Here is a 26,903-nt window from a genome sequence, read left to right on the forward strand (position 1 = left end):
GGCGGGTCTTCCGCGCCGTTCCCGGCGTGGTCGCCTGTGCTCTCCGGGGTGAGGGCCGGTTTCCGGTGCCGGTCCGGCCCGGGGCGGTCGTCGTGGCCCGGGGGCCCGGTGGCCCGGTGGCCCAATGGCCCGGGGTGCGGGTCCGCCGGGTCGCCGCGCCACGGCGGACCCCGCGCCCCGCACGTCCGGGGCGGCCGAGTGGCCCGGGGGTGAACGTCCGGCGAACGGATCGTGACCTCGGTGGCAGGTTCGGGGTTTATTTTGTACCGTGGATGAACAAAGTGGCTCCCGCCCGTTCTCCCTGACCGGCGGGCGGGGCCGCCTTGTTCCCCGCCCCCGCCGGGGCCCGGTCCGCCCCGTCCGGCGTCCGGCCCGCGACCTCCTGGAGCTGCCGATGACGGCCCCCCTCGTGCTCACCGCCCGTGCCCTGCTGCTCGACATGGACGGCACCCTGGTCAACTCCGACGCCTCCGTGGAGCGCGTCTGGCGGCGCTGGGCGGCGCGGCACGGGCTGGACGGGGACGAGGTCATGAAGGTCGTCCACGGCCGCCAGGGCTACGCGTCCATGGCGCTGCTGCTCCCGGACCGGCCCATGGAGCAGAACCACGCCGACAACGCGCGCATGCTCGCCGAGGAGACCGCCGACACCGAGGGTGTGGTGGAGGTCCCGGGCGCGGGCGCCTTCCTCGCCTCGCTCGCCGGTCTGCCGCACGCCCTGGTGACCTCGGCCGACGTCGCGCTGTCCACCGCCCGCATGGCCGCCGCCGGGCTCGCCCTGCCGGACGTGCGGGTGACCGCCGAGTCCGTGGGCGCCAGCAAGCCGCACCCCGAGGGTTTCCTCAAGGGGGCCGCCGAACTCGGGGTCGACCCCGCCGACTGCGTCGTCTTCGAGGACTCCGCCGCGGGCGTCGCCGCCGGCCGGGCCGCCGGGATGCGGGTCGTGGGCGTCGGCCCCCGGGCGCCCTTCCTCGACCCGGACGTCGCGGTGCGCGACCTCACGGAGGTGCGGGTCGGGCAGGCCGCCGACGGCACCCTCCGGCTGACCGTCGCCGAAGCGGTGCCCATGCGTCCCGGCACCACCGCCTGAGCCGTCCCGAGCGGCGGCCCGGACGGCGCCGGGGCGGGGTGGCACCGGGCAGCAGGCGCGGGACGGGCACCGGAAGGGCTCCGCGAGCCGGGAGGGCGCCCCCGGGAGGGACGTGCTTCGCGACCCGCACGCGCCCGCCGCTCCCTGCCCGACGGTCACGGCCGGGCACGGCTACCGGGCACGTCTCCCGGGCTACGGCTCCCGGGTCTCCGACTCCAGCCGGTTCCGGGTCTGCGGGCCGTACGTCCCCATCTCCCCGCGGAGGCCGCGGGCCCACTGGTAGGTGCGCAGGGCGTCCTCGACGCGCCGGTTGAACTGCCCGTGGACGTCGTCGTTGTACAGGAACAACTGACGCAGCCTCAGCTGGAGTTCGACCACCTCGGGCCCCCGGTCGCCGCGTCGCAGCACCGGACCGGCGGCACCCTGGCCGTCCCCGTCGGCACCGCCGTCCCCGGGGGCGGCTTCCGCCGGGGTGGCGGACGTGGCGGTCGCGGACGGTTCCGCCGACGGCGACGCGCTCGCCGACGCCTCGGCGGACGCCGACTCCGAGGCGGACGGCGAGGCGGACGGGATCGCGCTCTCCGACGCGGAGGCGGAGGCCGGGGCGGACGTCGGGGCGGACGGGGACGTACCGGTGGCCGGTGCCGAGGAGGGCGGGGCGGTCGACGCGTCCGGGACGCTCGCCCGGACGTCGTCCGGCAGTGCTCCGTCCCGCGAGGGCGGCTCGTAGGAGAACAGGCCGCTGGCCCACCCGGCCGCCCCGATCACCAGCACCACGGCCCCGGCGGCCGAGACCAGCGCCGTCCTGCGGCGGCGGCCCCGCGGCTCGGCGGTGGGAGGGACGGGGGAGGCGTCCGGTGTGACGCCCGTGGCCGGGCCGGACGCCGGTCCGGACGGGCGGGGCTCGAACAGGTGCAGGTCGGTGGCGCTGGGCTCCGTCGTGGGCGGGGCGAGGGGGGTGGGGAGCACCGTCGTGGCATCGGCGGCACCGGCCGCGCCGGAGGAGCCGGTCGCGCCGGAGGAGCCAGTCGGGCCGGAGGAGCCGGTCGGGCCCTGCGGGTCTGCCGCGCCGTGTCCGGGGGAGGCCGCCGGGGCGGACCCCGTCGTCCTCGCGGCCCGCGCCGTCCGGGCCGCCGGGGTGTCCGAGGGGCCCGGGGTGACGGCGCGCAGGGTCATCGTGGCGTCGGAGGCCGGTGACCCGGGGTGGCTCCCACCCGGCAGCACGCCCTCCGTCGGCCCGCCGACCGGACCACCCGAGAGGCCACCCACGGGGCCGGTCTCCGGGGCGGAGGAAGCACGCGCGGGGCCCGAATCCGACCCCGACGGATCACCTACGGGGGTGGCCTCCGGGTCCGGGGAACCACCCGCGGGGCCGGCGGCCGGGCCGCCCGTCGGACCGCCCGCCTCACCACCCGCAGAACCACCCGTCGAACCGTCCGCCGAACCGTCCGTCTCGCCACCGGCCGGAAAGGCCGCCGGACCGTCCTCCGGCCGTCCCGCCGCGCCCGTCGGCGGACGCCCCGCCGCGCCCCCGGTCGAACCGGACACCGCGCTCCCCGACGCGTCCCCGGGCGAACCGCCTTCCGAACGCCCCGCCGCGTCATGGGGCGAACCGCCTTCCGGGCGCCCCGCCGCGTCCCCGGACCAACCGCCTTCCGGACGCCCCGCTGCCTCCCCGGGCGAGGTCCGCGTCGGGCCGTCGAGTTCGACGTACGGCCGGATCCGGAGCGGGTCGAAGTCCTCGGCCGCCGCCGCCTCGGCGGTGCGGGCGTCGCGCAGGGCGTCGGAGGCGCGCTCGGTGCAGGTGCAGGAAGGGGTGTGGTCCCGGTTCCTGGGCGTGCCGCATTCAGGGCACGGGGATCCCGTCGGTCGGTCCATGCGTCGTCCCTCCCCTCACGAACTCCAGAGATTATGCAGATCATCTCCACAGCGTGGCCCCCAAGCCCCCGGAATGCAGGCTTCCGGGAGGACTCAACAGGCCATAACGGTCCATACCGATCACGATGGGGGAGGACCACCGGACTCTGTGGAGGGCTTCATGGCCGGGGACGCGCACGGATCGACCCACGACGCGGGCCGCGCGCAGCCCGCACCCGGCGCGGGGCGGCCGTCGGGTGCCACCGCACGGCCCGCCCCGAAGGGCGCGGCGGGCGTGCCGCGCGGCGCCGCCGGGGGCGCCGCGCCCCCGGACGGAGGGCCGGGGGCGGCGCCCCCGCAGGGCGGCGAGGCCCCCGGACGGGTGTCCGGCAGCATCGTCCTCCCGATCGGCGCGCTGCTGCTCGGTCTGCTGCTCGCGGCACTCGATCAGACCATCGTGGCCACCGCGCTGCCCACCATCGTCAGCGACCTCGGCGGTCTGGAGCACCTGTCCTGGGTGGTCACCGCCTACCTCCTCGCCTCGACCGCGGCCACCCCGCTGTGGGGCAAGCTCGGCGACCAGTACGGGCGCAAGAAGCTGTTCCAGATCGCCATCGTGATCTTCCTGGTGGGGTCCGTCCTGTGCGGCGCGGCCCAGGACATGGCCCAGCTGATCATGTACCGCGCGCTCCAGGGGCTCGGCGGCGGCGGGCTCATCGTGCTGTCCATGGCGATCGTCGGCGACCTGGTGCCGCCCCGCGAACGCGGCCGCTACCAGGGCCTGTTCGGCGCGGTGTTCGGCACCACCAGCGTCCTGGGGCCGCTGCTCGGCGGGCTGTTCACCGAGCACCTGAGCTGGCGCTGGGTGTTCTACGTCAACCTGCCCGTCGGGGTCGTCGCGCTGGCGGTGATCGCGACGGTGCTCCACCTGCCGCGCGCCTCCTCCCGGCACGTCATCGACTACCTCGGCACCTTCCTCATCGCCTCCGTCGCCACCTGTCTCGTCCTGGTGGCCTCCCTCGGCGGCACCACCTGGGCCTGGGGCTCACCGCAGATCATCGGCCTGGCCCTGCTGGGCGCGGGCCTTGCCCTCGCCTTCGTGGCCGTGGAACGCCGGGCCGCCGAGCCGGTGCTGCCGCTGAAGCTGTTCGGCATCCGCACCTTCACCCTCGCCGCCGTGATCAGCTTCATCATCGGCTTCGCCATGTTCGGCGCGATGACCTACCTGCCGACGTTCCTCCAGGTGGTCAAGGGCGTGAGCCCGACCATGTCCGGTGTGTACATGCTCCCGATGGTGGCCGGCATGCTGCTGGCGTCGACGGGCTCCGGCCAGATCGTCAGCCGCACCGGCCGCTGGAAGGTGTTCCCGCTCGCCGGCACCGCCGTCACCACGCTCGGACTGGTCCTGCTCCACCAGCTCCATCCGGGCAGCAGCACCGCCGTGATGAGCGCCTTCTTCTTCGTCTTCGGGCTCGGCCTCGGCCTGGTGATGCAGGTGCTGGTGCTGATCGTGCAGAACGCCGTCTCCTACCAGGACCTCGGCGTCGCCACCTCCGGCGCGACCTTCTTCCGGTCCATCGGCGCCTCCTTCGGCGTGGCGATCTTCGGCACGATCTTCGCCGGCCGCCTCGACGACAAACTGCTCGACGCCTTCCGCGGGGCCCCGCTGCCGCCCGGTGCCTCGGTGGAGGGGCTGGAGGCCGACCCGCGCGGCATCGAGAACCTGCCGGCCGCCCTGCGCCCGGCGGCCGTCGACGCCTACAGCACCGCCATCACCGACGTCTTCCTGTACGCGGCCCCGGTCGCCCTCGCCGGGTTCGTCCTCGCGTGGTTCCTCAAGGAGGACCCGCTGCGCGGCTCGGTCACCGCCCCCGACGGCACCGAGACCCTGGCCAGCAACCCCGTGCACCGCTCGTCGTACGACGAGGTGTACCGGGCGCTGTCCCTGCTCGGCACCCGGGAGGGGCGGCGGGAGATCTACCGCACCGTCACCGAACGCGCGGGCTACGACCTGGCGCCCGCGGCGAGTTGGCTGCTGCTGCGGATCCGCAGGCACGGCGAGGTCGAGCCGGCCCTGCTCGCCGAGCGCAGTCCCGTCCCGCTGGACGTGGTCATCGAGGCCGCCCGCCAGGTGGAGGTGCGGCGCCTCGCCGTCCGCCGGGGGCTCGGGCTCGTCCTCACCGACGAGGGCCGGCAGGCCGCCGAACGGCTGGCCCGGGCCCGCGAGGAGTCCCTCGCCGAACTTCTCGGCGACTGGTGGGGACCGGACCGCCCGACCGACCTGGTCAACCTGGTCCACGAACTCACCGACGAGCTCTGCGGCTCCAGCAGCGAACGCCCGCACGACGAACGGGCGGTGACGCGGGCGCCGTGAGCCGACGGGGGAGCGGAGGCGGCCCGCGGACGCCGGGACGCCGGAGTGGGCGGGGCCCGGACGCCGGGACGGCGAGGAAGCAGCGCCGCCCGGACGCGGACCGGAGAGCACAGCACCGCCGCCCGGACGCGGACCGGCACCGGGGCGCCGCGCAGCCGCCCGCCCGCTCAGCCGAGCGTCTTCGCGAACCAGTGCTCGGCGGTCGGCTCCGCGTTGTGCGGCGCGGTCTCGGCGTACCCGAGGCGGGCGTACAGGGTCCGCGCCTCGACGAGGTCCGAACGGGTGTCGAGCACCATGCGGGTCGCCCCCGCCGCCCGGGCCGCCTCCTCCGCGGCCCGCACCAGCAGCGCGGCGCCGCCGGTGCCGCGCCGGTGCGGGCGCACGAACACCCGCGTCAACTCGGCGGTGGTGCCGTCCTCGAGGAGGCGGAAGCCCGCCGTGCCGGCCGCCTCACCCGCGTACCGGCCGACGAGCAGCCGCCCGGTCGGCTGGGCGAGCTCGCTGCCCGGGGCGGCGGCGATCTCGTGCTCCAGTTCCTCCGGTTCCGTGCGCCGCCCCTCGTGCAGCAGGTACCAACGGTCGCTGACCTCGGTGTAGTACGCCCTCCAGAGGGCCCTGGCGTCGGCGGAGTCGTACGGTTCGGGGATCACGGTCCAGGTCATGTCCGTAGCGTGCGAGGGGCGTACGCCGGTCCGCGATCGAGTAAAGGCGCCTCCGCCGTCGAGTGGGGGCGCCTCCGCCCCGCTTCCGGGTTGCGGACCGGCCCGGTTTGTGGCACGGGCTTCGGGACACCCGCAGAAAGGAACCGGCTCGCGAGGAGTGCCGGTCGGACCGGAACCCGGAAGGCATTCATGTCCACTGGCCTGATCATTGCGTTGATCGTGATTGTTGCGGTCGTCGCCGTCGCCGCGGCCCTGCTGATGCAGCGCAGCCGCGGGTCCCGGCACGGTGTCGGCCTGAAGCGGCGCTTCGGACCCGAGTACGACCGGGCGGTGGCCCGGCACGACGGGGACACGAAGGCGGCCGAACGGGAACTGGCCGCCCGCGTGGAGCGCCACGGCGACCTGCGGGCACGGCCGTTGGAGCCCGCCGAGCGGGAGCACTTCGAGGCCCGCTGGACGGCCGCGCAGGAGCGGTTCGTCGACTCGCCGGGCGACGCGGTGGCCGAGGCGGACCGGCTGCTCGCCGAGGTCGCGGGCGCCCGGGGCTTCCCGGACGCCGCCCAGTACGAGGAGCAGCTGGCCGCGCTGTCCGTGCACCACGCCCATCACGTCGAGGGCTACCGGCGCGTGCACCGCGTGGCGCAGGCCCGCGTCAACGGCGGCCACGAGGGCGGCGCCGGCACCGAGGAGCTGCGCGAGGCCATGGTCGACGCCCGCGCCCTGTTCGAGGACCTCGTGCACGCGTCCCGGCACGACGGCGGACGCCACCACCGCGCATCCCGTGACGACGGCCACCGGGCCCCGGCCGCACGCGGTTCCCGGATGCCGTCCCTGCTGCACCGCCGCCAGGCGAAGGAGAGCTGATCCATGTCCGACACGACCCGCCGCCCCCTGGACGAACGCCACGGGACCGGCCACGACATCCACCGCGACACCGTCGGCGGCGGCACCGTCGGCGCCCGCGAGGGCGCCCCGGGCCGTCACACCGACCCGACCGACCCGACGGGCGCGACCGGCGCGACCGGCGTGCACGGCGGCACCTCCGGTCTCCGCGACGACGCGTACGGCCGCACCGACGGCCGCACCGACGGGACCGCCGGGCCCGGCACGACGCCGGGCGCAGGCCAGCCGTCCGGCCCGTCGGCCACGACCGGCCGCACCACCGCCCCGGCCGCCGGCGCCTCCGGGGACGGCCGCACGGGAACCGGCTCCGACGCCGGGCACACCCCGCCGACGCACGGCGGTTCCGGCGGGCCCCTCCTCCCGCACGGCGAACTCGACGCGCTCACCGCGCAGTTGCACCACGCCGTCGCCGGGTTCGTGGACGCCCCGCGGGAAGCCGTCGAGGAGGCCGACCAGGTGCTCCAGGAACTCACCGCCCGCTTCACGGAGGCGGTGACCGAACGGCGGCGCACCCTGCGCCGGTCCTGGCAGACCACGGACGGCTCCCCGGAGCCGGCCGCCGCGGCGACCGACACCGAGCAACTGCGGCTCGCCCTGCGGGACTACCGCGAACTGGCGGAACGGCTGCTGCACGTCTGACACGTCTGACACGTCTGACACGTCTGACGGGGCTGTTACCCGGCCGCCCCGCCCGCGTCCGCCCGGCGCTCCCGCCACTGCCGTACGACGTCCTCGACGTCGTACGGCTTCCTGCCCAGCGGGGGGCCGGGCGGCGGCTTGTACATCATCTCGCGGATACGGGCGTTGATCTCCGTGAGGATCTTCCGCACGGCGTGCTCCGAGGGCGCCGCGAGGGCCGCCTCCAGGGCGTCCTCCGCCTCCTTGCGCAGGGCCAGCCCCGGCGGCAGGTAGGAGATGCCCTCGCGGGCCATCTTCCGCTTCACCCACCACATCTCGTCGTAGGCCGTCTCCACGTCCGGCGGCAGCGGCCTGCCCGCGCCCGGCAGCCGCTCGAACTCCCCCCGGCGCTCGGCGTCCCGGATCTGTCTGTCCACCCAGGTCCCGAAGTCGACGCCCGGTGGCTTCCGCTCGGTCATGAGCCCCATTGTGCCGGACGCCGCATGGCCGGGCGTTTTATCATGCGGCGGCAGCGAGCCGATCCGGCCGCCGCACCGGGCCGACGCGGCCCCGGGGACCGGGACCGTACGGGCCCGCCAGGACTGCTCAGGAGGAGCGCACGTGCTCGAACTCACCATGGCCGCCGTGTCCGCGGCGGAAGAGGGCGCCACGGCCGGGATGCTCATGGCCGACGCGCCCAGCGAGCCGGGTGCCGTGCTGCTGGTCGGGCGGGACCGGGCGGTGTGCCGGCTGTCGACGCCGGACGACTGGCTGTTCGTCTCCCGGGTGCACCTGGAGTTCCAGTGCGGGCAGGACGGCGGCTGGCACCTGACCTGGCTGCGCGGATCCCTGCCGGAGCCGTCCTCCGAGGTCCGGATCACCGTCGGGGAGTACGCCCACCCCGTCCCGTACGGCGGCAGCGTGGCCCTGCCCCGGGGCGGCAGCGGCGAGGTCGTCATCCAGGACCGCGCCGCGCCGCGCAGCGTCAACGTGGGCTTCTACCACGAGGTGTGATCCGCCGGGCCCGGCTACCGCTCCCGTGCCCGCCCCGGCCCCCGCGCCTGTCCCCGCTTTCGTGTCCGCCCCGGCTCTCCGCCCCGCCCGCCCCGCTCAGGACACCACGCGGGCCAGGGCGAAGCCGTCGTAGCCCTTGACGCCGACCGTCTGGATCGCGGTGCCGTCCAGCCGCGGGTGGCGGCCGATGAGGTCGAGGGCCGCGCGGGTACCGGTCACGTCGGGGGCGTCGTCGTCCGGGTCGGCGACCCGGCCGCCGCGGACGACGTTGTCGACGATGATCAGCGCGCCGGCCTCGGTCAGCCGCAGCGCCCCTTCCACGTAGTGCGGGTTGTTGGCCTTGTCGGCGTCGACGAAGACCAGGTCGAACGGCTCCGCGCCCTCCTCGGCCAGCCGGTCCAGCGACTGCAGGGCCGCGCCCACCCGCACCTCCACCCGCTCGGCCAGCCCGGCACGGGCGAGGTTGCGGGTGGCGACCTCGGCGTGGCGCGGGTCGCGCTCCAGGGTGATCAGCCGCCCGTCGTCCGGCAGGGCGCGGCCCAGCCAGATGGTGCTGTACCCGCCGAGCGTGCCGATCTCCAGGATGCGGCGGGCGCCCTGCACCCGGGCGAGGAGGTGCAGCAGCTTGCCGTGGGTGGGGGCGACGGCGATCGGGGGGAGCCCGGCGGCCTCGCTGTCGCTCAGGGCCGCCGCCAGGGCGTCGTCGGGTTCGCCGGTCAGGAGCCGGCCGGCGAAGTAGTCGTCCACGTCGTGCCACAGCCGCGCGTCGTTCAAGGTCCGTGCCTTCCGGTCGGGTGAGAGTCGCCGGCGCCCACCGGCGGTCGCCGAGAACATACGCCGGGCGGCCCCGGAGCGGGCAGGGCTTTTCGCCGTGTGTCCCGGTCGCCGCGCCGGGCCGCACCGCCGTGTGTCCCGGTCACCGCGCCGGGCCGCGCCGCCGGCGGTCTCCGTCACGGTCCCCCCGGCCGCGCGCCCGTGTCGTGGGACGGGGAGGCGGTCCGGCGGTCGGCCGTCTATCGTCTTCCGGACAAAAGCGGAAGAGACGTCAGGTGAACCGTGGGTGCATCGCGTCTCTCCCGGGGGCACAGCGAGCCCCGTAGGGTTCGTGGAGGATCCCGCGCGCCGGAGCGCGCGGAGACGGGGCGGGAGGCCGACGAGGCGTGGCGGATGCGGAGCACGGAGGGCGACCGGCGGCTGCGGTGGGCACGGCCGCCGTCGGCGGGAACCCGGCACGGCTGAACACGCTGCGCCTCGGACTGTGGCTGGTCGCCGCCCTCCTCGCGGCACGCCAGGTCGCCCTCGTCCTGACCTCCCCCCGCGGGGAGCGGCTCACCGACCTGGAGACTTGGCTCGGCCCGGAGGGCGTGCTGCGGGTCGGCGGCTCCCTGTACGACTCGACCAGCTTCACCGGCACCCCCTTCAGCGGCCTCGTCCTCAAGCCCTTCACTCGTTCGGCTGAACAAGCCCTCGGCTGGGGGTGGACCTTCGGCACCCTGCTGCTGGTCGTCGCCCTCGGCCTGGTCGCCGCCCGCGCCCTGCCCCGGCCGGTCGGCCGCCGCACCGCCCTGCTCGCCGCGCCCGTCGCCGTCAGCCTGCTGATGCTCTCCCTGCCGGTGCGCAACACCCTCTGGCTCGGGCAGACCAGCATCCTGCCCGTCCTGCTGGTCCTCCTCGGCTGCTTCGTCGTCCGCGGCTCGCGCACCAGCGGCGTCCTCGTCGGCCTCGCGGCGGCCCTCCAGCCCACCCTGCTGCTGTTCGCCCCGCTGCTGTGGTTCACCGACCGGCGCCGGGCCGCCGCCACCACCGGCGCCACCTTCGCCCTCGGCACCGCCCTGGCCTGGGCCGCGATGCCGGAGGACTCCACCGCCTACTGGACGCGCCACATCTCCGGGGTGGGCCTCGGCGGGCCCGCCGACGCCCTCGCCAACCAGTCCCTGCACGGCGCCCTGCTGCGCCTCGGCCTGGAGGGGCCGCTGGAGATCGGCCTGTTCCTGCTGATCGGCGCGGCCGTCGTCGTGCTCGGGCTGCGCCGCGCCGTCCACTACGCGCGGGACGGCCAGCTGCTCCTCGCGGTCGCCGTCACCGGCTGCGTCGCCATCGTCGTCTCCCCGGCCGCCTGGCAGCACCAGCTGCTGTGGCTGCTGCTCGCCGTCGTCGGCCGGGTCGGCAAGCGGGCCTCCGACCGGCTGCTGTGGCCCGTCGCCGTCGTCCTGGTGATGACCCTGCCGGCCACCATGATCCTGCCGAACCTGTCGGTGCTGCATCCGGTGCGGGACAACATCGTGCTGCTCGCCGCGCTGGCCGCCGCCACCGCGATCCCCTTCCTGTCCCGCACCTCCCGGTACTACGACGAGCCCGTCCCGACCCGGTACGCGCCGCCGGTCCCCAGCCGCTTCCGGCACGTCCCGCTGCTGCCGTTCCTGCGCCGGGTCCTCACCCGGCCCAACCTGCTGCTCGAACTGCTGCTGATCCGCGTCACCTACGCCGCGTACTCCCAGGTCCGGCTGGCCGCGACCGGTGGCAGCAACTCCGCGGGCCGGGCCCGCGCGGAGGAGCACGGCCGGCAGATCCTCGACCTCGAACGCGTCCTCCACCTGGACATCGAGTACGCCGTCAACCACGCCGTGGTGAAGATCGACTGGCTGCGGCACTTCTTCGACTTCTACTACACGTCGTTCCACTTCGTCGTCCCGCTCACCGTGCTGGGACTGCTGTACTGGCGGCGCCCCGTCGACTACCGGTGGGCCCGCTCCGCCCTCGGCTTCACCACCCTGCTCGCCCTGGTCGGCTTCTGGCTCTACCCGCTCGCCCCGCCCCGCCTGATGCCGGGCCTCGGCATCATCGACACCGTCCACGGCGTGCAGGACTTCAGCAAGCCGGACTACGGCACCCTCACCGCCCTCACCAACCAGTACGCGGCGATGCCCTCCCTGCACTTCGGCTGGTCCCTGTGGTGCGGTGTGGTCGTCGCGGTCATCGCGCCCCGCACCTGGATGAAGCTCGTCGGCCTGCTGCACCCCCTGTTCACGGCCGCCGCGATCGTGGCCACCGGCAACCACTGGATCCTGGACGCCGTCGGCGGGGCGCTGGTCGTCGCCGCGGGCTTCGGCCTGACCCACGTCCTCCAGGGGCCGCGCGCCCGCACGGTCACCGCCGCCGCCGTCAGCAGCGGGCAGCCGTCGGTGCCGGAGAAGGACCGTACTGCGAGCTGATCCGGTACTCGCCCGGCGCGGACACGGTCAGCCGGGTCATCTCGCCCTGCCGGCTCAGGCAGCCGCCGTCGGACCGCAGCCACGGCGAGTACGCCACCCGCACCGTCACCGGACCCGGCCGGGAGACGAGGACCACGATCTCCGCGCCCGAGGTGCGCACCACGGAGCCCGGGGCGGACACCAGGGGCACCGCGTCCCGCACCCGGAAGATCCGCCAGTGCGCGTCCCGCCAGACCGGCTCCAGCCAGTCGGGGCGGTTCTCGCGGATCAGCCGCGCCTCCTGCTCGGCGAAGCCGTCGGGCCGGGCCTCGGGCAGTACGACGAAGCCGACCGCCCAGCGGTCCAGCCACTCCCGGTAGGCCGCGGCGGAGAAGGAGCCGTCGTAGAACAGACGGCCGCGCTCCACGTCGAGCTGGCGGTTCCAGCCGCGGGCCAGGTGCACGTGCGGGGCGAGCGCGACGGCCTCCCGGTGGTTGCGGGCGGGCACCACCTCGACGCGGGTGCGGTCGGCGCCGAGCCCCCGCAGCGCGCGCACGACCCCGTCGGTGTGGGCCGCCCAGGCCGGGACGGTGGTGGACACCTTCAGGTCGTCGACGGTCTTCTGGCCCGTCCACACCGTCGCTAACACCAGGACGCCGATCAGCAGCGTCCGCCGCACCATCCGCGGCCCCGGCCGGGCGAGCAGCGCCCCCAGCAGCACGACCGGGGCCGCGTACTCGGCGAACCGCTCGACGTTGGTGCCGATCGGGGAGGGCACCAGGTACACCGCGACGGTCCCGGCGGCGTAGACGGCGCCGCTGAACCGGGCGACCCGCCAGTCGCGCGGGGCGAGCACGGTGACCGCCAGCCCCAGCAGGACCGGCGGCCAGATGCGCCCCGCGGGCATCAACTGCTCGCCGGAGAAGGGGAACAGCGCGCTCGTCGCCGCCACGACGGCGGCCGGCGGAAGGAGCAGGGCCACGGCCCGGGCGCGCTGCCGGTCGAGCAGGTACCCGGCCCCGACGACCGCCAGGAACAGCCCCGCCACCGGGGAGGCCATGGTGGCGAGCGCGGCGTGCGCACCGGCCAGGACGGGCCGGCCGCCGTGGCTCAGCACCACCCACGCGGCCAGCGCGAAGGCGGTGCCGAGGGCGAACGTGGTCCGCCCGGAGGCCACGTTGCACCATAGGGCGAGGGAGGCGAGGAGGGCCGGGAGCAGCGGCTTCGCCAACCCGGCCCGGACCACCAGGACCGCCGCCAGCCAGGACCCCGCGACGCCCGCCGCCACGGTGACCGTCCGCACCCCGAGAGCGGCCATCAGGTACGGCGACAGCAGACTGTAGTTGGCGGTGTGCGTGCCGCCGTACCAGGACAGGTTGTACGCGGAACTCCCGTGCCGGGTCACGAAGCCGGCCCAGGCGTCCTGCGCGGCCAGGTCACCGCCGCCGGTCGCGAGGACCAGCACCCACAGGGCGTAGAGGGGGAGCACCGGGAGGGTGGCGAGGAGGGGCACGCGGTGCCGTCGTCCCCACGCGCGGAGGGAACGGTTCCGCGGCGGGGCCGGGGTCGCCCACCGGGGCTGCCGGGGCGGTCGGGGCAGGGTGAGATCGGCGTGGGGCACGTGGAGGAGGACGCGGATCGGGGCGCGGGCGTTCAGTGCGCCGGACGGGCACGGCGGATCCCCGGGCCGCAGGACGGGCGGTCGCTGTCGGCCCGGTGGCCGACCGGGCGGGCGGTCCCTGTCGGTCGTGCCGTCGGCCGGGCGGGCGCGGGCAACCGGCCGCGCCCGCCCGGGAGATGGGGACCGCTGCCGCCGTCCGGGCCCGGACGGTTCAGTGCTCGCAGAGGGAGAACGCCCGCTCGTAGAGCTCCTCGTTGTGCTCGGCGACGAAGAACGTGCGTTCGTGCATGAGCTGTTCGCGGTACGCCCTGGCCTCCTCCAGGGTCATGGTCGACGTGCCGGACCACGGCTGCTGCGGGGGCACGTCCGACGTCGAGACGATCCGCTGCGACGGGTCGATCAGGAAGAACGCCAGGATCTTCCGGTGCCCCGGCCGGGTGGGATCCGCGAGGCGGAACGGTCCGACGCGGTGCTGCAGCACGTTGGGGAAGGCCAGGGAGCGGCCCGCCGGGGTCGACGCCGTCCCCAGGACCTGGTTCAGCGCGCCCTCGTCCTCCAGGCCGTAGACCTCCCGCATGCCGTTGTCGTCGTTCTGCTCGTAGTCCGGCTCGTCCACCGCCGTCCGGAAGCCCAGCGTGCTCGCGGTGATGTTCTCGCTGTCCCAGTAGTGGATGCCGGTGGAGACGATCCGCTCGTTCAGCATCCCCTCGACGTGCCAGGAACCGCCCGCGTACTCGGGCCGGTCGGGGGTCAGGTGGATGCTCGCCAGCTTGACCACGACCTGCAGCCTCCGCCCGCGCAGGTCGACCCGGGCGGACGCGTCGGGCACCGCGGGCGGCGTGAAGTCCGGGGCGTCCGGCAGCACCGGACGACGGTTCTCCCACCAGTCGTCCATGGCCTCCCTCCACGCCTGGTACGCCTCGTGGTACGCCGCCTTGTCGGCGTAGGAACGCTCGTGCGGGTACTCCGGCTCCGAGTCGTACCAGCCGTACGGATCGGCCTCGATGCGCGGCGGACGCGGATGCCGCAGATCGGTCAGGACGTTCTCGAACAGCGGGCGCAGCCGCGCGAACAGCTCCGGCAGCACGGCGGCCAGCTCCTTGTGCGCCTCGGGATGGACGTTGTTGACGTAGGAACGGAAGACCACCCCGCCGTCCTCGTCCACGTCGGCGTCCGTCGGCAGCCACTGGAACTTCTCCGAGAACTCGTACGCGTACCCGCCCGGCGACTCCTCCCACGCGTCCTCGGGCCCGCTGACGCCCCGCACCCGGCAGAAGAGCGAGGGGTGCACCAGGTCGAGCACCTGGCCCTCCGACCCGGGGTGCCAGTCCCTCTCCGCCTCCGGCACCTCCTCCAGGACGCGGACCGCCGCGCGCAGCCGGGACGCCAGGTCGTCGTCGATCAGGGAGTCCGACTGCCACACCCCGTCGACCGCGGACACCTCGATCCCGGTGCCGGCGTCCCGCAGCGCCGCGTAGTGCCGCAGCTCGGCCAGCACGTACCGCACCTGGGCCTCGGTCAGGCCCTGGGCACGGGCCTCCTCCGTCCACCGGGCCGCGATCTCCGGGTCGTTCATCTTGTCGTACCACCCCGGCTTCGCCCGGAGGTGCGCGCTGCACTGCATCATCCGCAGCTCCCCCAGCGTCCGGGGCGTCGCGAGCGGTACGGAACGGGCGGGCCCGTGGAAGGGCAGCGGGAAGGCGGACAGGCCGGTCACGTGTGTCGATCCTCCAGGTCGGCGTGCGATGGCGGGAACAGTAGTGGGGAGCACTGACACGGGGGTGGGTCCCGCGGGCTCCGGTCGGCCCGGAACGGGCGAAGGCGGCGCCCCGGGGATCAGGGGGCGCCGCCTTCGGTACGGGGGGCGTGCCGTGGGGTCGGCCGGTGGGGCCGGGTGGGGTCAGTACCAGCCGTTGGACTGCCAGAAGTTCCAGGCGCCGCAGGGGCTGCCGTAGCGGTCCTTCATGTAGTCGAGGCCCCACTCGATCTGGGTCTCGGGGTTGGTCCGCCAGTCGGAGCCGGCCGAGGCCATCTTGGAGGCCGGCAGGGCCTGCACCAGGCCGTAGGCGCCGCTGGAGGCGTTGGTGGCCTTCACGTCCCAGTTGCTCTCGTGCTGCACGATCTTGGAGAAGCACTGGTACTGGGCCGAGTTGCCGATCATCTTCTTCGCGGTCGCCTGTGCCGAGGTGGCCTCCGCGGGGGCGGCCTGGGCGGGTGCGGCGAACAGCGTGCCGCAGGCCGCGGCGGCCAGGGCGGTGCCGGCGACGGCCTTCCTCGGGGTGGCGAGGGAGCGGAGGAGGGAAACGGCGGACACGGGCGGCCTTTCGGTCGGGGGCGGTGGGTCGCCGCCGTGTGCGGGAGCCGCGGTCACTCCGCGGGGCACACGGCGGCGCCGCGGCCCCGGAGGGCTCGTCGGCGCCTGGCGACGTCGTCCAGAGAAACAGGCCGGACGGATGTCCGCAAAGACCGTTTTTACTAGTTCGGGCGGTCAGGTGGGGGGTGTCCGCCGACCGCGCCGGCCCCGTTCCGCGCAGGTCACGCCGGTGCGCGGCGGGGCCGTCGGCTACGGCCCCGCTTCGTACGTGATCCGCGTCATGTGGGGTGCTTCACGCCCGCGGGGCCGTCGAAGGTGACCGGCGCCTCGAAGGCGGCCCGCCGGGTCGCTCTGCGCAGCGCCCGGAGCACGGGAGGGCCCAGGGTCAGCGTCAGGACGAGGGTGAGCAGGGCGCGGCCCAGGTCCCAGCCGAGGGAGGTGGCCAGGCAGTAGGCGAGGAAGCGGGCCAGGTTGGCGGGGACGGACGCGTCCGGGTCGAAGGCGATGTTCGAGGCCAGCGCGGACATGAAGGGCCAGCCCGACATGTTCATCACCGTGCCGTAGACGAAGGCCGCCAGGAAGCCGTACACGGCGAGCATCACCACCTCCGTCCGGCCCCGCAGCCGGTCGGGGCCGGGCAGGAAGCCCGCGGCCATGGTGAACCAGCCCATCGCCAGCATCTGGAACGGCAGCCACGGTCCGACCCCGCCGGTGAGCAGGGCGGACGCGAACATGGTGATCGCGCCGAGGACGAAGCCGAAACCGGGGCCGAGGACCCGGCCGCTGAGCACCATCAGGAAGAACATGGGCTCCAGCCCGGCCGTGCCCGCCCCGATCGGGCGCAGCGCCGCCCCGGTCGCCGCCAGGACGCCCAGCATGGCCACGGCCTTCGGGCCCAGCCCGGACTCCGAGATGGTCGCCGCCACCACCGCGACCAGCAGCACCAGCAGGCCCGCGAACAGCCAGGGGGCGTCCTGGGCGTGGGCGTTCAGGGTGGAGGCGGGCGGCGCGAGGAACGGCCAGCCGAAGCCGGCCACGCCCACCGCGCTGACCAGCGCCAGCGCGGCCAGGGAGCGGGGCCCGAGGCGGACCGCGCGGGCCTGCCGGTCGCGGGGCCGCGGCTGCGGGCCGGAGCCCGGCCGGGGCGTGCGGGGGGTCATGACAGCGCCTCGCGGACCTGGGGCACGGTGAGCCAGGGCTGCGGGGCGAGGATCTTGGCGACCTGCGGCGCGAAGGACGGGGACGCGACGACGACCTGCGCGGAGGGGCCGTCGGCGATCACCTCGCCCTCGGCGAGCAGGACGACCCGGTGCGCGAGATCGGCCGCCAGCTCCACGTCGTGGGTGGCCATCACGATGGCGTGGCCGTCGGCGGCCAGCTCGCGCAGCAGGGCCACCAGGCGGGACTTCGCGCCGTAGTCCAGGCCGCGGGTCGGCTCGTCCAGCAGGAGCAGCGGCGGGCGGGCGGTGAGGACCACGGCCAGGGCGAGCGTCAGGCGCTGGCCCTCGGACAGGTCCCGGGGGTGCGTGTCGTCGGCGATGCCGGGCAGCAGCTCGGACAGCAGCGCCCGGCAGGTGCCCGGCCCGGCGTCCGCGTCCTGGTCGGCGGCGGCGCACTCGGCGGCGACCGTGTCCGCGTAGAGCAGGTCGCGGGGCTCCTGGGGGACCAGGCCGACGCGGCGGATCAGGTCCCGGGGGCGGGTGCGGTGCGGGACGGCGTCCCCGGCGCGGACCGAGCCGCCGGACGGCTCCACCAGGCCCACCAGCGCGTTGAGCAGCGTCGACTTCCCGGCGCCGTTGCGGCCCATCAGGGCGATGGTCTCGCCCGGGACGACGGTGAGGTCGACCCGGCGCAGCGCCTGGACCCGGCCGCGGCGGACGGCCAGGTCACGGACCTCGGCCACGGTGGGCGTCGCGGGGGTCTTCGGCGCGGACCGCCGGAACAGCCGGCCGCGGGCCGGGGACGGCGCGGCCGTCCCGGACGCCCCGGCGGGCTCCCGCGTGCTCTCCGCCCGTGCCGCGGCCGCCCGCTCCAGCCGCTCCCGCAGCGGAGCGGCCCGGCGGCGGGCGTCGCGGACCGTCAGCGGCAGCGGGGTCCAGCCGGCCAGCCGCCCCAGGTCCACCACGGGCGGGAAGACCGGCGAGACCGCCATGATCTCGGCCGGGCCGCCCAACCGCGGGGCCTCGCCCGGCCCCGGCAGCAGCACGACCCGGTCGGCGTACTGGATGACCCGCTCCAGGCGGTGCTCCGCCATCAGGACCGTCGTGCCCAGGTCGTGCACCAGCCGTTGGAGGACCGCCAGGACCTCCTCGGCCGCCGCGGGGTCCAGCGCGGAGGTCGGCTCGTCCAGCACCAGCACCCGGGGGTGCGGGGTGAGGACCGAGCCGATGGCCACCCGCTGCTGCTGGCCGCCGGACAGGGTGGAGAGGGAGCGGTCGCGCAGGTCGGCGAGGCCCAGCAGGTCGAGGGTCTCCTCGACGCGGCGGCGCATCACGTCGGGGGCGAGGCCCAGCGACTCCATGCCGTAGGCGAGTTCGTCCTCGACGGTGTCGGTGACGAAGTGCGACAGCGGGTCCTGGCCCACCGTGCCGACGACGTCGGCGAGTTCGCGCGGCTTGTGGGTGCGGGTGTCCCGGCCGGCGACCGTGACCCGGCCGCGCAGGGTGCCGCCGGTGAAGTGCGGCACCAGGCCGCTGACCGCGCCGAGCACGGTCGACTTGCCGACCCCCGACGGGCCGACGAGCAGGACGAGTTCACCCTCGGGGACCTCGAAGTCGACGCCCCGGACGGAGGGTTCGTCCGCGCCGTCGTACGTCACGGAGACGTTCTCGAAGCGGATCACACGGGCTCCTTGCGGTTGTCCTCGGGGGCGGGCGTCACGAAGGCGGGCAGCAGACCGATCAGCACGGCCGCCGCCGGCCACAGGGGCAGCGTCGGTGCCACCAGCGGCACCACGCCGGGGTGCAGCGCGGCCGGATCCCGCGCCGCGGCCACGAACAGGGCCGCGGCGACGGCCGCGCCGGAACCGGCGACCAGCCAGGCCCGGACGTCCCAGTGGTCCGGGCGGTACCGGGTCCGCAGGGACCTGCGCCCGCCCAGCCACAGGCCCGCCAGGGCGGTGGCCAGCCCGGCGAGGAGGACGGGCAGACCGTACCGTCCCCCTTCGGCGGTGAGCAGCCCGTACGTCCCGGCGCAGACCCCGAGCAGGCCGCCCAGGGTGAGGGCGGCGGTGGTACGGCGGACGGCGGGCGGCACCTCGGCGGTCCGGCCGTAGCCGCGGGCGTCCATCGCGGCGGCCAGCGCCACCGACCGCTCCAACGCGCCCTCCAGGACCGGCAGTCCGACCTGCAGCAGGCCGCGGACCCCCTTGTCGGGCCGCCCCCGCAGGCGCCGGGCGGCGCGCAGCCGCTGGACGTCGGCGATCAGGTTCGGGGCGAAGGTCATCGCCACGACGACCGCCACGCCCATCTCGTACAGGGCGCCGGGCAGGGACTTCAGCAGGCGGGACGGGTTGGCGAGGGCGTTCGCCGCGCCGACGCAGACGAGCAGCGTCGCCAGCTTCAGGCCGTCGTACAGCGCGAAGGTGAGGGCTTCGGCGGTGACGTCGCCGCCGAGCCGGATGCCCTGCGCCCACGCGGGCAGCGGGACCTCGGGGAGCGACACCAGGACGTGACTGCCGGGGATGGGCGAACCGAGGACGATCGCGAACAGCAGCCGGATGACCAGCACCGCCAGCGCCAGCTTGACGAACGCGCCGTAGGAGCGGGCCCAGGGCGCGTTCGGGCGGCGGGTGGCCACGACGTACCCGGAGACGGTCGCCAGGAGGCAGAGCAGCAGGGGGTTGGTGGTGCGGGTGGCGGCGGTGCCGAGCCCGAGCGCCCACAGCCACCAGGCACCGGGGTGCAGCGACGGCCCGGACCGGTGCCCCCGGGCGGTCGTGGCTGCCGGGCGGCGGGGGCGCGAGGCAGCCCCGCCCGGGTCACGGCGCGCGCCGCGGCGGGGGTGGTCGCCGTGACGGTCGCCGGGGTGGTCGCCGGGTTGGTCTCCGGGACGGGAGCGGTCTCCGAGGGCGGAGCGGCCGTCGGGGTCGGTGTCGCCGTTGCGGCGGGGGACGCTCTCGGGGGCGGTGTCGCCCTCAACGGCGGGGTGGCCCTCGGGGGCGGGGCGAGCACGGTCAACGGGGTCGGGCTTGTCGCCGGTTCGGTCCTGGCCGTCGGTGCTGGCGTCGCCGGAGGCGCTGGCGTCACCGGCAGGGCGGTCGGCGGTGCCGTCGGACGGCCGGTCGCCGGCGCCGACGCCCTCGGGGCGAGGGCCGGCGCCGTACCGGTGGTCCCCGCCCCCGGAACCGGCCGGGCGGGGCCGGGGGTCAGCCACGGCGGCGTACCTGCCAGATCGCCGCCCCGCCCAGCAAGGCCACGAGGGCGATGCCGGCGACCAGTCCCAGTGCCGTGCTGCCGCCGTCACCGTCCGAGGAGCCGGCGGCGGACGAGGACGCGTCCGGGGTCTCCGACCCGTCCCGCCCGGTCGCCGACGGGTCCCGGTCCGGGTTCCCGGAGCCGTCCGGCGCCGTGCCGGAGACCTGCTCCCCGCAGCCCGACTTCGGGTAGCCCTCGATCGCGCACAGCAGGGCGCTGGTGTTGTAGCGCAGCGGCTCGGCCACGGCGGCCAGGGCGTGCGCCGTCGTCGCGTTCCCGGCGACGCGGGCGCAGGCCGTCCGTCCCTTCGGCGGGGTCTCCCCGGACGGGGCGTCGGCGGCCGTGCCGAAGTCGATGACCAGCGCGACGCGCTTCCGGCCGTCCTGTGCCGGGGTGTCGGCGCAGATGGTGTCGAAGTCGGCGGCGCCCCGGGGCTTCGCCGCGTCGCCGGAGTCCTCGCTGACGGAGAAGCGGAAGCCCTGGACGTCACCGTCGGCGGGACGCGCCGTCGACGGGCCCTCGGTCGCGTAGGTCCACTGTCCGCCGTCGCGCTCCCAGAAGGACCAGTAGCGGTAACCGGCCGCCTGCGCCGGCCCCGCGCCCGCCAGGACGGCGGAGAGCGGGACCAGCGCGGCCAGGAGCAGGACGGTGAGGCGCCGGATCACGACTGCTTCCGCTTGTTCCGGCCGCTGACCAGGAAGCCGACGCCGATGCCGGCGACCAGGCAGACGCCGACGAACCACCAGATGCCGAAGCCGGACTCCGACTCGTCCTTCTTCTCGTCCTTGTCGTCCGCCTTCTCGTCCGCGCCGGACCGCGCGGAGCCCGTGCCCTCGGACGCCTCCGGGCCGGTCGCGCCGAGCTTCGCCACCAGGTCGGTGCCGCCGAAGGCGCGGGGGTCGGCGCCGGTGGCGTGGGCGGCGAGGATCAGCTGGGCGTAGGCGCCGGGACCGCTCTGGGCGGCCCAGTCGGCGGCGTTCTTCTCCAGCCAGGCGAGCGACTTCTTCGCGGGCGCGGTCGCCCCCTGCGCGGACAGTGCCACGACCGCGTCGGCGGTGTTGCCGTGGTCGGGCTGGTCCTCGGCGCCGGGGAGCGACGAGACGAGGTGACCGTCCTCGGCCAGGGCCTCGGTGAGGTGGGCGGCGCCGTTGGCCGCGGCCTGCTCGGGGGTGTCCGCCTTCTCGCAGCCGCCGTCCGCCGCGCCGCCGCCCTTGCCGGGCTCGACGACCAGGCCGGCGCCGAGGGCACCGAGCACACCGGCGGCGGTGGCGTCCGCGTTGGGAACCAGGGTGCCCTTCTTGTCGGGCTGGAAGGCGAAGGCGCCCGGGCCCTCCTCGGCGTCGCACGGCAGCGCCAGCTTCAGCAGCGCGTCGTAGGGGGACTTGCCGTCCTTCCGCACCTCGGCGGGCTTCTCCCCGGCGGCGGCGAGCGCGCCGATGACGACGGAGGTGGAGTTGGTGTCGCTGGCCCCGCCCGCGGTGTAGCCCCAGCCGCCGTCCTTGTTCTGCACCGACTTCAGCCAGTCGACGGCCTTCGTGGTGACGGCGTCGTGCCCGCCGAGCGCGGTGAGCGCCTGCACGGCGGCGGCGGTCTGGTTGGTGTCCACCATCGTCTTGGCGTCGCACGCCTTCGAGGTGTCCGCACGGTACGGGCCGAAGGAGCCGTCGGCGCACTGCTGGCCGGTCAGCCACTCCACGGCCGACGCGGCGGGCTCGACACCGGCCGTGTCCAGGGCGAGCAGGGCGAGCGACTGGCGCCAGACGCCGTCGTACTGCGGATCGCCGTCGCCGAACAGGGCGGCGGGCAGCTTCGCGGACGGCGAGGGCGACGGGGACGAGTCGGCTGCGGCCGGCGCGGCGGAGCCGATCACGGCGACGGCGGCCAGGACCGCGGCGCCACGGCGGAAGTTCATGATGGGCGGGTGCCTCTCCCTGAGGGGAGTCGGGCAGCACGGGACACCCCGGCGGCTCGGCTCCGTATACCTCGACGGTGCCGTGCTCCGGCGGAACTGCCGGGCACGTGAGCCGGTCACGGTCGTGCGGGGCATTCCGGCTCGCCGTCCGCTGGGACGGCTCACGGCTGCGGGTCAGCGCCGGATTCGCACCGGCTTCCCCCCGTACGGGTGTGAAACGACGCGGCCACTCTACCCGCCCCCGACCAGGCCACCAGGGGCGGTGGCGGGGAGGTGGCTGAGGTCACGCGGGGGATGTGACGGGGGTGTGACCCGGGCGAGGTGGTGGGGGAGGGGTGAGGAGGATGACGGGGCGGGGGGACCGCGACGGGGCCCCCGCCGGGGGAAGGCCCCGCCCGTCCGGAACGCTCCCGGAAGCCCCGAGTCGGAAGCCCCGAGTCGGAAGCCCCGAGTCGGAAGCTCCGAGCCGGAGCCCCGCCCCGTGCGCCCCGCGTCGGGGTCGGTCCTCGCGCCGAAGGCCCTCCGTCGGAGCCCCCGCGTCGAAAGCCGTCCGTCGGAAGCTCTCCGTGGGCCCCGCGCCGGAAGCCCACGTCCCGGCACCTCGCGTCAGGAACCCTCCGCCCCCGTCTCCCTCTCGGCCGCCGTCAGGTCGATCAGCCGGGACGCCGTCTCGATGTCGATCCGGACCTGCGCGATGGAGGCGCGCCCCGAGAGCCAGGTGATCAGGGCGGAGTGCCAGGTGTGCTCGATGACCCGGACCGCGGACAACTGCCCGGCGGTGGGGTCCCGGTCGTCCTCCAGCCCCATGGCGTCCAGGATGATCGCCGTGGTCTGGCGCGACACCTGGTCGACCTCCGGACTCACACTGCGGTCGGCGAAGGTCAGCGCCCGCACCATCGCGTCGGCCAGGTGCGGTTCGCGCTGGAGCGCGCGGAAAGCCCGCATCAGGGTCTCCGCGACCCGCTCGGCCGCCGTCTCCCCGGCCGGGGGTTTCTTGCGCAGGGTGCCGTGCAGGTGCTCCAACTGGTCCTGCATCGTGGCCACCAGCAGGTGGATCTTGGACGGGAAGTAGCGGTACAGCGTGCCCAGCGCCACGTGGGAGGACTCCGCGACCTCACGCATCTGGACCGCGTCGAAGCCGCCCCGGCAGGCCAGTTGGGCGGTCGCCTGCAGGATGCTGCGCCGGCGCGCCTCCTGCCGCTCGGTGAGCGGGGACGCCGGGGAGGTGAGCCGCGCGCCGTCGGCCCCCGCCGTCGTCGCCCCGGCCGCCCTGTCCCGGATCTCCGGCTTCTCCGGCTTCTCCCTCGTTCCCGGCTTCTCCGCTGTTCCCGGCTTCTCCGCCTTGGCTGCCTTGGCCGCCTTGGTCGCCTTGTGTGGGTTGGCTTCCGCGGGCATGGGTCCCGTTCCGTGACAGTCGGTGAGGGTGGATGATCGGACAGCATGGCACGCCGTCGGCCGTGGCGTGAATCACCTGATCCACTGCGCCCAGCGCTTCTACCTGCCGGTAGATTCGAAGCCTCCGAACGATCAACTCTGTAACTTGTTCTAGATTAGCGTCCCGGCGTAACCTCGCGGGACAGTGCAGGGAGAAGGGGGCCCAGAGTGACCGCTGAGGCCAGTCAGGCCGGGCCCTCGCAGGGCCCCGCAGCCGACGGCTTGCGACCGCTCCGCATCGCACTCCTCACCTACAAGGGAAACCCGTTCTGCGGCGGGCAGGGCGTCTACGTCCGCCACCTCTCGCGCGAACTCGCCCGGCTCGGACACCGGGTCGAGGTCATCGGCGCCCAGCCCTACCCCGTCCTCGACACCCTCGGACCGGGCCGGGACGGGCCGAGCCTGACCGAGCTGCCGAGCCTGGACCTCTACCGGCAGCCGGACCCCTTCCGCACCCCCGGCCGGGGCGAGTACCGGGACTGGATCGACGCCCTGGAGGTCGCCACCATGTGGACCGGCGGCTTCCCCGAGCCGCTGACGTTCTCCCTGCGGGCCCGCCGCCATCTGCGCGCCCGCCGCGGCGACTTCGACGTCGTGCACGACAACCAGACGCTCGGCTACGGCCTCCTCGGCGACCTCGGCGCACCCCTGGTCACCACGGTCCACCACCCCATCACCGTCGACCGGCAGCTGGAGCTCGACGCGGCGGACAGCCGGAAACGGCGCTACGCGGTGCGCCGCTGGTACGCGTTCACGCGCATGCAGAAGCGCGTCGCCCGCCGCCTGCCCTCGGTGCTCACCGTCTCCGGCACCTCCCGCGACGAGATCGTCGACCACCTCGGCGTCCGGCAGGACCGCATCCACGTCGTCCACATCGGCGCCGACACCGACCTGTTCTCCCCGGACCCCTCGGTGCCCGTCGTGCCGGGGCGCATCGTGACCACGTCCAGCGCCGACGTGCCGCTCAAGGGCCTGGTCTTCCTGGTCGAGGCGCTGGCCAAGGTGCGCGTCGAACAGCCCGACGCCCACCTCGTCGTCGTCGGCAAGCGGCCCGAGAAGGGGCCCGTCGCCCAGGCGATGGAACGCTACGGCCTCGAAGGCGCCGTCGAGTTCGTCAAGGGCATCACCGACGCCGAACTGGTCGACCTGGTGCGCTCGGCGCAGGTCGCCTGCGTGCCGTCGCTCTACGAGGGCTTCTCGCTGCCCGCCGCCGAGGCCATGGCCACCGGCACCCCGCTGCTCGCCACCACCGGCGGTGCCATCCCCGAGGTGGCCGGCCGCGACGGCGAGACCTGCCTGGCCGTGCCGCCGGGCGACGCCGGGGCGCTGGCCGCCGGACTGACCCGCCTGCTGGGCGACGCCGCGCTGCGCGCCCGGCTCGGTGCGGCCGGACGGGACCGCGTGCTGCGGCAGTTCACCTGGGCGCGCGCGGCGGAGGGCACCGTGGCCCGCTACCGCGAGGCGATGGACCGCGCCGCCGCCCCGGGCCGCGCGCGGACCGCCCCGGCACCGGCCCCCGCGGTCACGCCCGCGCCGGCCGCCGCCACGACCGCCGTGGCCCCCGTTCCTCCCCACGCCGTTGAAGGTGCCGACTCTCCCGAAAGCAGGGCCACGTGCTGACCGTCGACTTCACCCGGTTCCCGCTCGCCCCGGGCGACCGCGTCCTGGACCTCGGATGCGGTGCCGGACGGCACGCGTTCGAGTGTTACCGGCGCGGCGCGCAGGTCGTGGCGCTGGACCGGAACGCGGAGGAGATCCGCGAGGTCGCCCAGTGGTTCGCGGCGATGAAGGAGGCCGGTGAGGTGCCCGCCGGGGCCACCGCCACGGCCATGGAGGGCGACGCCCTCGCCCTGCCCTTCCCCGACGCGTCCTTCGACGTCGTGATCATCTCCGAGGTGATGGAGCACATCCACGACGACAAGGGCGTCCTCGCCGAGATGGTCCGCGTCCTCAAGCCCGGCGGCCGCATCGCCGTCACCGTGCCGCGCTACGGGCCCGAGAAGGTCTGCTGGACCCTGTCCGACGCCTACCACGAGGTGGAGGGGGGCCACATCCGCATCTACCGCGCGGACGAACTGCTCACCAGGATCCGCGAGGCGGGCCTGAGGCCGTACGGCACGCACCACGCGCACGCGCTGCACTCGCCGTACTGGTGGCTGAAGTGCGCCTTCGGCGTGGACAACGACCGGGCGCTGCCGGTGCGGGCGTACCACAAGCTGCTGGTCTGGGACATCATGAAGAAGCCGCTGGCCACCCGGGTCGCCGAGCGGGCGCTGAACCCGCTGATCGGCAAGAGCTTCGTGGCCTACGCCACCAAGCCGCACCTGCCGCCCACCGGCGCGGACGCCGGCACCCCGGTCGGGGCCGCGACGGGTGCCGGGGCCGACGCCGGGTCCGAGGCGGCGGCGACGTGACCACTCCCCGGACGGAACACCTGGTCCTGACCGGGGTCCTCACCGCGGGTCAGGCCGCCGAGACCGTCGCCGGCATCCTCGCCGGTCAGCGGCCCGACGGCGCGATCCCCTGGTTCCGCGGCCACCACCTGGACCCCTGGGACCACGTCGAGGCCGCCATGGCCCTGGACACCGCGGGCGCCCACGAGGCCGCCGAGCGGGCCTACCTGTGGCTGGCCCGGCACCAGAACGAGGACGGCTCCTGGTACGCCGCCTACGCCGACGGCGACCACCGGGACGTCACCGACCGCGGCCGGGAGACCAACTTCGTCGCCTACGTCGCGGTCGGCGTCTGGCACCACTACCTCTCCACCGGCGACGACGCCTTCCTGGACCGCATGTGGCCCTGCGTCTACGCGGCCGTCGAGTTCGTGCTGCGGCTCCAGCAGCCCGGCGGGCAGATCGGCTGGCGGCGCGACGACGACGGAACGCCCACCGCGGACGCCCTGCTCACCGGCTCCTCCTCGATCCACCACGCCCTGCGCTGCGCGCTCGCCATCGCCGAGCAGCGCGAAGAACCGCAGCCCGACTGGGAGTTGGCGGCCGGTGCGCTCCGGCACGCGATCCGGCACCACCCGGAGCGGTTCCTCGACAAGGACCGCTACTCCATGGACTGGTACTACCCCGTCCTCGGCGGCGCGCTCACCGACGAGGAGGCGAAGGCCCGCATCGAGGAGGGCTGGGACCGCTTCGTCGTCCCCGGGCTCGGGGTGCGCTGCGTGATCCCCAACCCGTGGGTGACGGGGGGCGAATCGGCCGAACTCGCGCTGGCGCTCTGGGCGATCGGCGAGTCCGACCGCGCGCTGGAGGTGCTCCAGTCGATCCAGCACCTGCGGGACCCGCGGACCGGCCTGTACTGGACGGGCTACGTCTTCGACGACAGGGCGATCTGGCCGCGGGAGCTCACCACCTGGACCGCGGGCGCCCTGCTGCTGGCCGTCGCCGCTCTCGGCGGCCACGAGGCCACCTGCGCGGTCTTCGGCGGCGAACACCTGCCCCGGGGCCTGGACCCCGACTGCTGCGCCCAGGGCTGAGAGGGCGCCCGCCC

General features: G+C 75.3%; 22 protein-coding genes and 1 riboswitch. Of the genes, 9 read left to right on the forward strand and 13 right to left on the reverse strand.

The features are described 5' to 3' along the window. The first annotated feature begins 394 nt into the window (after positions 1 to 394). Complete coding sequence (locus AC02VZ_RS01740; protein ID WP_476474320.1) at positions 395 to 1,087, forward strand: HAD-IA family hydrolase; 693 nt, start codon at positions 395 to 397, stop codon at positions 1,085 to 1,087. A 192-nt stretch (positions 1,088 to 1,279) separates the two neighbouring features. Here the strand turns inward: AC02VZ_RS01740 and AC02VZ_RS01745 are convergent, their stop codons facing one another. Beyond that, the gene (locus tag AC02VZ_RS01745; protein ID WP_476474321.1) at positions 1,280 to 2,356 is read right to left on the reverse strand and encodes a peptidoglycan-binding domain-containing protein; all 1,077 of its coding nucleotides are present in this window, start codon (positions 2,354 to 2,356) and stop codon (positions 1,280 to 1,282) included. A gap of 769 nt (positions 2,357 to 3,125) precedes the next feature. On the opposite strand from AC02VZ_RS01745, the gene AC02VZ_RS01750 reads away from it, so the two are divergent. After that, positions 3,126 to 5,318 (forward strand): MDR family MFS transporter, encoded by a 2,193-nt coding sequence (locus AC02VZ_RS01750; RefSeq protein WP_432054311.1) that lies wholly within the window; start codon positions 3,126 to 3,128, stop codon positions 5,316 to 5,318. A 167-nt stretch (positions 5,319 to 5,485) separates the two neighbouring features. Here the strand turns inward: AC02VZ_RS01750 and AC02VZ_RS01755 are convergent, their stop codons facing one another. Then, complete coding sequence (locus AC02VZ_RS01755) at positions 5,486 to 5,980, reverse strand: GNAT family N-acetyltransferase (RefSeq protein ID WP_432054310.1); 495 nt, start codon at positions 5,978 to 5,980, stop codon at positions 5,486 to 5,488. Positions 5,981 to 6,169: 189 nt separating this feature from the next. On the opposite strand from AC02VZ_RS01755, the gene AC02VZ_RS01760 reads away from it, so the two are divergent. Both AC02VZ_RS01760 and AC02VZ_RS01765 read left to right on the forward strand, forming a co-directional pair. Continuing rightward, positions 6,170 to 6,844: a hypothetical protein gene (locus AC02VZ_RS01760; protein WP_432054309.1), complete on the forward strand. Its 675-nt coding sequence runs from the start codon at positions 6,170 to 6,172 to the stop codon at positions 6,842 to 6,844. A gap of 3 nt (positions 6,845 to 6,847) precedes the next feature. Continuing rightward, the gene (locus tag AC02VZ_RS01765; RefSeq protein ID WP_432054308.1) at positions 6,848 to 7,522 is read left to right on the forward strand and encodes a hypothetical protein; all 675 of its coding nucleotides are present in this window, start codon (positions 6,848 to 6,850) and stop codon (positions 7,520 to 7,522) included. A gap of 35 nt (positions 7,523 to 7,557) precedes the next feature. Here the strand turns inward: AC02VZ_RS01765 and AC02VZ_RS01770 are convergent, their stop codons facing one another. Next, positions 7,558 to 7,980, reverse strand: a complete 423-nt coding sequence (locus AC02VZ_RS01770; RefSeq protein ID WP_432054307.1) for a DnaJ family domain-containing protein — start codon at positions 7,978 to 7,980, stop codon at positions 7,558 to 7,560. 142 nt (positions 7,981 to 8,122) lie between these two features. On the opposite strand from AC02VZ_RS01770, the gene AC02VZ_RS01775 reads away from it, so the two are divergent. After that, the gene (locus AC02VZ_RS01775) at positions 8,123 to 8,515 is read left to right on the forward strand and encodes a hypothetical protein (RefSeq protein ID WP_432054306.1); all 393 of its coding nucleotides are present in this window, start codon (positions 8,123 to 8,125) and stop codon (positions 8,513 to 8,515) included. 96 nt (positions 8,516 to 8,611) lie between these two features. Here the strand turns inward: AC02VZ_RS01775 and AC02VZ_RS01780 are convergent, their stop codons facing one another. After that, the gene (locus AC02VZ_RS01780; protein ID WP_476474322.1) at positions 8,612 to 9,289 is read right to left on the reverse strand and encodes an O-methyltransferase; all 678 of its coding nucleotides are present in this window, start codon (positions 9,287 to 9,289) and stop codon (positions 8,612 to 8,614) included. Between the two features lie 386 nt (positions 9,290 to 9,675). On the opposite strand from AC02VZ_RS01780, the gene AC02VZ_RS01785 reads away from it, so the two are divergent. Then, positions 9,676 to 11,727 carry a bifunctional glycosyltransferase 87/phosphatase PAP2 family protein gene (locus tag AC02VZ_RS01785; RefSeq protein WP_432054304.1) on the forward strand — a complete coding sequence of 684 codons (2,052 nt, stop codon included), beginning with the start codon at positions 9,676 to 9,678 and terminating at the stop codon, positions 11,725 to 11,727. Here the strand turns inward: AC02VZ_RS01785 and AC02VZ_RS01790 are convergent. The 9 genes from AC02VZ_RS01790 to AC02VZ_RS01830 form a co-directional block, all read right to left on the reverse strand. Beyond that, on the reverse strand, positions 11,678 to 13,306 hold the full coding sequence (locus tag AC02VZ_RS01790) for a hypothetical protein (RefSeq protein ID WP_432054454.1): 1,629 nt from the start codon (positions 13,304 to 13,306) through the stop codon (positions 11,678 to 11,680). The genes AC02VZ_RS01785 and AC02VZ_RS01790 overlap by 50 nt on opposite strands. A gap of 232 nt (positions 13,307 to 13,538) precedes the next feature. Continuing rightward, positions 13,539 to 15,044 (reverse strand): DUF4246 domain-containing protein, encoded by a 1,506-nt coding sequence (locus AC02VZ_RS01795; RefSeq protein WP_476474323.1) that lies wholly within the window; start codon positions 15,042 to 15,044, stop codon positions 13,539 to 13,541. A 183-nt stretch (positions 15,045 to 15,227) separates the two neighbouring features. Further along, positions 15,228 to 15,641, reverse strand: coding sequence for an aggregation-promoting factor C-terminal-like domain-containing protein (locus AC02VZ_RS01800; protein WP_476474324.1), 414 nt, complete (start codon positions 15,639 to 15,641; stop codon positions 15,228 to 15,230). A gap of 278 nt (positions 15,642 to 15,919) precedes the next feature. Then, entirely contained in the window at positions 15,920 to 16,801 is an 882-nt protein-coding gene (locus tag AC02VZ_RS01805; RefSeq protein WP_432054299.1) for an ECF transporter S component, read from the reverse strand. Continuing rightward, complete coding sequence (locus AC02VZ_RS01810; RefSeq protein ID WP_432054298.1) at positions 16,798 to 18,483, reverse strand: ABC transporter ATP-binding protein; 1,686 nt, start codon at positions 18,481 to 18,483, stop codon at positions 16,798 to 16,800. The genes AC02VZ_RS01805 and AC02VZ_RS01810 overlap by 4 nt, the downstream gene beginning before the upstream one ends. Beyond that, on the reverse strand, positions 18,480 to 19,547 hold the full coding sequence (locus AC02VZ_RS01815) for an energy-coupling factor transporter transmembrane component T (RefSeq protein WP_432054453.1): 1,068 nt from the start codon (positions 19,545 to 19,547) through the stop codon (positions 18,480 to 18,482). The genes AC02VZ_RS01810 and AC02VZ_RS01815 overlap by 4 nt, the downstream gene beginning before the upstream one ends. 460 nt (positions 19,548 to 20,007) lie before the next feature. Further along, on the reverse strand, positions 20,008 to 20,721 hold the full coding sequence (locus tag AC02VZ_RS01820) for an SCO2322 family protein (RefSeq protein WP_432054297.1): 714 nt from the start codon (positions 20,719 to 20,721) through the stop codon (positions 20,008 to 20,010). Further along, on the reverse strand, positions 20,718 to 21,968 hold the full coding sequence (locus AC02VZ_RS01825; protein WP_476474325.1) for a prenyltransferase/squalene oxidase repeat-containing protein: 1,251 nt from the start codon (positions 21,966 to 21,968) through the stop codon (positions 20,718 to 20,720). The genes AC02VZ_RS01820 and AC02VZ_RS01825 overlap by 4 nt, the downstream gene beginning before the upstream one ends. A 129-nt stretch (positions 21,969 to 22,097) precedes the next feature. Then, positions 22,098 to 22,170, reverse strand: a riboswitch (cobalamin riboswitch). A 404-nt stretch (positions 22,171 to 22,574) separates the two neighbouring features. After that, positions 22,575 to 23,363, reverse strand: coding sequence for a TetR family transcriptional regulator (locus AC02VZ_RS01830; RefSeq protein ID WP_476474326.1), 789 nt, complete (start codon positions 23,361 to 23,363; stop codon positions 22,575 to 22,577). 207 nt (positions 23,364 to 23,570) lie between these two features. Here AC02VZ_RS01830 and AC02VZ_RS01835 point away from each other — a divergent pair, with 207 nt between their 5' ends. The 3 genes from AC02VZ_RS01835 to AC02VZ_RS01845 are packed head-to-tail and all read left to right on the forward strand — an operon-like array spanning position 23,571 to position 26,889. Continuing rightward, positions 23,571 to 25,022, forward strand: a complete 1,452-nt coding sequence (locus tag AC02VZ_RS01835) for a glycosyltransferase family 4 protein (protein ID WP_476474327.1) — start codon at positions 23,571 to 23,573, stop codon at positions 25,020 to 25,022. Further along, the gene (locus tag AC02VZ_RS01840; RefSeq protein ID WP_476474328.1) at positions 25,016 to 25,816 is read left to right on the forward strand and encodes a class I SAM-dependent methyltransferase; all 801 of its coding nucleotides are present in this window, start codon (positions 25,016 to 25,018) and stop codon (positions 25,814 to 25,816) included. Before AC02VZ_RS01835 ends, AC02VZ_RS01840 begins: the two co-directional genes overlap by 7 nt. Next, positions 25,813 to 26,889, forward strand: coding sequence for a prenyltransferase (locus AC02VZ_RS01845; protein ID WP_476474329.1), 1,077 nt, complete (start codon positions 25,813 to 25,815; stop codon positions 26,887 to 26,889). The genes AC02VZ_RS01840 and AC02VZ_RS01845 overlap by 4 nt, the downstream gene beginning before the upstream one ends. The last annotated feature ends 14 nt before the right edge of the window (positions 26,890 to 26,903 follow it).

It is taken from the genome of Streptomyces sp. 3-6 (genome assembly GCF_056323165.1).

Coding starts and splice junctions, on each gene's coding strand:
- AC02VZ_RS01740 (WP_476474320.1), top strand. CDS start 395: ATGACGGCCCCCCTCGTGCTCACCGCCCGTGCCCTGCTGCTCGACATG.
- AC02VZ_RS01750 (WP_432054311.1), top strand. CDS start 3,126: ATGGCCGGGGACGCGCACGGATCGACCCACGACGCGGGCCGCGCGCAG.
- AC02VZ_RS01755 (WP_432054310.1), bottom strand. CDS start 5,980: ATGACCTGGACCGTGATCCCCGAACCGTACGACTCCGCCGACGCCAGG.
- AC02VZ_RS01760 (WP_432054309.1), top strand. CDS start 6,170: ATGTCCACTGGCCTGATCATTGCGTTGATCGTGATTGTTGCGGTCGTC.
- AC02VZ_RS01765 (WP_432054308.1), top strand. CDS start 6,848: ATGTCCGACACGACCCGCCGCCCCCTGGACGAACGCCACGGGACCGGC.
- AC02VZ_RS01770 (WP_432054307.1), bottom strand. CDS start 7,980: ATGACCGAGCGGAAGCCACCGGGCGTCGACTTCGGGACCTGGGTGGAC.
- AC02VZ_RS01805 (WP_432054299.1), bottom strand. CDS start 16,801: ATGACCCCCCGCACGCCCCGGCCGGGCTCCGGCCCGCAGCCGCGGCCC.
- AC02VZ_RS01825 (WP_476474325.1), bottom strand. CDS start 21,968: ATGAACTTCCGCCGTGGCGCCGCGGTCCTGGCCGCCGTCGCCGTGATC.
- AC02VZ_RS01830 (WP_476474326.1), bottom strand. CDS start 23,363: ATGCCCGCGGAAGCCAACCCACACAAGGCGACCAAGGCGGCCAAGGCA.